We start from the raw sequence: 3,418 nt of genomic DNA, 5'->3' as shown, positions 1-3,418 counted from the left end.
TCTGGGACGACCTGAGCCGCGGCGCGCTCGGCGCGGTCGTGCTGGTCGACACCAGCCGGATCGACGAGTCGTTCGCGGCGATCAACTACTTCGAGAACGACTCGGAGCTGCCGTTCGTGGTGGCGGTCAACCAGTTCGAGGGCAAGCCGGTGCACGACCTCGACGAGGTGCGCGACGCCCTCGCGCTCGACCCGGCCGTCCCGCTGGTCACCTGCGACGCCCGCGACCGCGCGTCCACCATCGCCACCCTGACCGAACTGGTCGGCCACACGCTGTCGCTGGCGGTGCTCTCCGGTCCGGCGGGCCGCGAGCTCGCCGGCAGCGCCCCGCACGCCTGAGAAGGAGAACGAGCTCCATGCGCAAGGTCCTGGTCGTGGGTGCCGGGCAGTCCGGCCTGCAGCTGGCCCTCGGGCTGCAGGCGAAGGACTACGACGTCACCGTGATGTCCGCACGGACGCCGGAGGAGATCCGGAACGGGCGGGTGATGTCGACGCAGTGCATGTTCCACGACGCCCTGCAGCACGAACGCGACCTCGGGATCAACCTGTGGGAGGCCGAGACGGTCAACGTCGAAGGCCTCGGCGTCTCGGTGGCCGCGCCCGACGGCGGCCGCGCGCTCGACTGGTTCGCCGAGCTCGACCACCCCGCGCAGTCGGTGGACCAGCGGGTCAAGATGGCCGGCTGGCTCGAGCTGTTCGAGGACCGCGGCGGCAAGCTCGTCATCCACGGCGTGATGACGTCCGAACTGGACGCGCTGGCCCGGCTCTACGACCTGGTGGTCATCTCGGCCGGCAAGGGCGAGCTGGTCCAGCTGTTCGACCGGGTGCCCGAGCGCTCGCCGTACACGCGGCCGATGCGCGCGTTGTCGCTGGTCTACGCCCACGGCGTGGGCCGGCGGCCGGAGCACCCGGACAAGATGGGGGTGCGGTTCAACATCGTCCCCGGCGTCGGGGAGCTGTTCATGATCCCGGCGTACACGCTGAGCGGGAACTGCGACATCCTGTTCTTCGAAGGCGTGCCCGGCGGGCCGCTGGACTGCTTCGGCGACCACCCGGGCCCGGACGAGCACTTCCGGCGCGTGCTCGACCTCATGCGGCAGTTCGTGCCGTGGGAGTACGAGCGCTGCCGCGACGCCGAGCTGACCGACTCGAAGGCGACCCTGGCGGGCGGCTACCCGCCGGTGGTCCGCCACCCGGTCGGCACCCTGCCCGGTGGGGCGATCGTGCTGGGCATGGCCGACGTCGTCGTGGCGAACGACCCGATCACCGGGCAGGGCTCGAACAACGCGAGCCACTGCGCGGCGACCTACCTCGACGCGATCGTCTCCCACGGCGACCGGCCGTTCGACGCGGCCTGGATGGAAGCCACGTTCGAGCGCTACTGGGAGTACGCCCGGCACGTGACCGAATGGACCAACGCGCTCCTCCTGCCGCCGCCCCCGCACGTCCTCCAGATCCTCGGGGTGGCGGGCCAGAACCCCGCGGTCGCGCGGCGGTTCGCCAACGGATTCACCGACCCGGCGGACTTCCAGCACTGGTTCATGGACCCGGCGCTCTGGGAGAAGTACCTGGCAGAGGTCTAGATCGGACTGTCGCCCCGGGTCGATTCCGGCTACCGTGGTCACGTTGCGTGAAGACGACAGCGTGGTTCATCGGAGGTGCGTGGCATGCGGGCGATGTGGAAGGGCTCGGTGTCGTTCGGGCTGGTCAGCATCCCGATCCAGATGTACGCGGCCACCGAGAACAAGAACGTCTCCCTGCGCCAGGTGCACGAAGCCGACGGCGGCCGCATCCAGTACAAGCGGTTCTGCACGATCGACGGCCAGGAAGTGCCGTACGCCGAAATCGCGAAGGGCTACGAGCTGCCCGACGGCGAGATGGTGGTGATCACCGACGCCGAGATGGCCGAGCTGCCGCTGGCCACCCAGCGCACGATCGACGTGCTGGAGTTCGTGCCGCTGGAGTCGATCGACCCGATCCAGTACGACCGGACGTACTACCTCGAGCCGCAGAAGAACGCGGTGAAGCCGTACGTCGTGCTGCGGGACGCGCTGCACAAGTCGAGCCAGGTGGCCATCGCGAAGGTCGCGGTCCGGCAGCGGGAGAGCATGGCGGTGCTGCGCGTGCACGCCGACGTGCTGGTGATGACCACGATGCTGTGGCCGGACGAGGTCCGCGAGCCCGACTTCCCGTTCCTGCGCGACGACCCGCCGCAGATCCGGCCGCAGGAGGTCACGATGGCCGGGTCGCTGATCGATTCGCTGGCCGAGCCGGTGTTCGAGCCGGAGAAGTACCACGACCACTACCGCGAGGCCCTCGAGGAGATGATCGAGGCCAAGGTCGCGGGGGACGAGACGACCAAGCCCGCCGCCGTCACCGCCAAGGCCGAGGTCGTCGACCTGATGGCGGCGCTGCAGGCCAGTGTGGACGCCGCGAAGAAGTCGCGAAAGTCCTCTTCGGAGGCCGCCGCGGCGTCCGAAGTGTCCGAAGCTCCCGCAGCGTCCGATGAGGACGAGAAGCCGGCGAAGAAGAAGCCGGCCACCCGGAAGCGGGCACCGAAGTCCGCCTGAGTGCGCTCGGACGGGTGGTTGTGCCGACACGCCGCCCGGCTCCCGCGCCCGCGCGCTCCCCGGTCCTACCTTGGGGTGCACGAGCGCGGAAAGGCGGTGCGGACATGGAGTGTGCATCCTGTGACGCCGGGATCGACCACTGCCACGGGACGCTGGTGGTCCACCCGGAAGGCGGGTTCGCCGAGTGCACCGAACCGGCCTGTGCGGACGGTGACCGCGTGCGCCACGCCCTGATCGTCGACTGCCAGGGCGTCGGCGGCGGCTGCGGCTGTGCCACCGCGCCGCGGAAGCCGTTGCTGCGCCGAGCTTCCTGAGCCTCCCGTCAGGAACCGCGAAGGCCTTCCCGGCCGGGTGTGAGCCGGCCGGGAAGGCCTTCGCGGCGTTCGGGATTCGTCAAGGTGGTCACACGATCGTGTATGCAGCTGTGTACAGCGGCTTGGCGATGTGCTAACACTAACGGGGTCCTTCGGCTCTCCCTCCCCCTCGGAGCCGGAGGACCCTTTACTTTCCAGGCGGCACGGTCGGGGTCCTGACCGAGGCGCGGTCGTGATCCGGGAGCGCGGGAACGCCCGCCCTCGAAGGCGATCGCAATTTCCTTCTTCGCGCTCACGATTTACGTGACCACTGGAGACGTCGGTTCGTTTTTCACCGGCACGGCGCCGGAAACTTCCCGGGCCGGAATCGTGCTCGCGGCCATTTCCCCGGCCGTGGTGCCGGCCCTCTCCGCGGGACAGCCGAACGGCCTGGCGGGGGGGGGGGGGGCGGGGGCGGCGCCCCCGCCGGGGGGGGGCCCGCGCACAAAATACAACACCCCAAAAAAAAAAAGAGAGATGTTTGTCGTGGTTGTGT

The 3,418-nt window shown here is 69.6% G+C and carries 4 protein-coding genes; all 4 read left to right on the top strand.

The features are described from left to right. A partial coding sequence (locus ACWDN5_RS46470; RefSeq protein ID WP_449680763.1) for a GTP-binding protein occupies positions 1–338 on the top strand: 338 nt, incomplete at its 5' end. Positions 339–355: 17 nt separating this feature from the next. Beyond that, entirely contained in the window at positions 356–1,582 is a 1,227-nt protein-coding gene (locus tag ACWDN5_RS46465) for a styrene monooxygenase/indole monooxygenase family protein (RefSeq protein ID WP_310970481.1), read from the top strand. Between the two features lie 84 nt (positions 1,583–1,666). After that, the gene (gene ku, locus ACWDN5_RS46460) at positions 1,667–2,569 is read left to right on the top strand and encodes a non-homologous end joining protein Ku (protein WP_310970482.1); all 903 of its coding nucleotides are present in this window, start codon (positions 1,667–1,669) and stop codon (positions 2,567–2,569) included. Between the two features lie 104 nt (positions 2,570–2,673). Further along, complete coding sequence (locus tag ACWDN5_RS46455) at positions 2,674–2,883, top strand: hypothetical protein (RefSeq protein ID WP_449680762.1); 210 nt, start codon at positions 2,674–2,676, stop codon at positions 2,881–2,883. Positions 2,884–3,418: the final 535 nt, after the last annotated feature.

It is taken from the genome of Amycolatopsis sp. NPDC003731, assembly GCF_053586895.1.
This window is presented reverse-complemented; position numbering and strand designations above follow the sequence as displayed.

Coding starts and splice junctions, on each gene's coding strand:
- ACWDN5_RS46455 (WP_449680762.1), top strand. CDS start 2,674: ATGGAGTGTGCATCCTGTGACGCCGGGATCGACCACTGCCACGGGACG.
- ACWDN5_RS46465 (WP_310970481.1), top strand. CDS start 356: ATGCGCAAGGTCCTGGTCGTGGGTGCCGGGCAGTCCGGCCTGCAGCTG.
- ku (WP_310970482.1), top strand. CDS start 1,667: ATGCGGGCGATGTGGAAGGGCTCGGTGTCGTTCGGGCTGGTCAGCATC.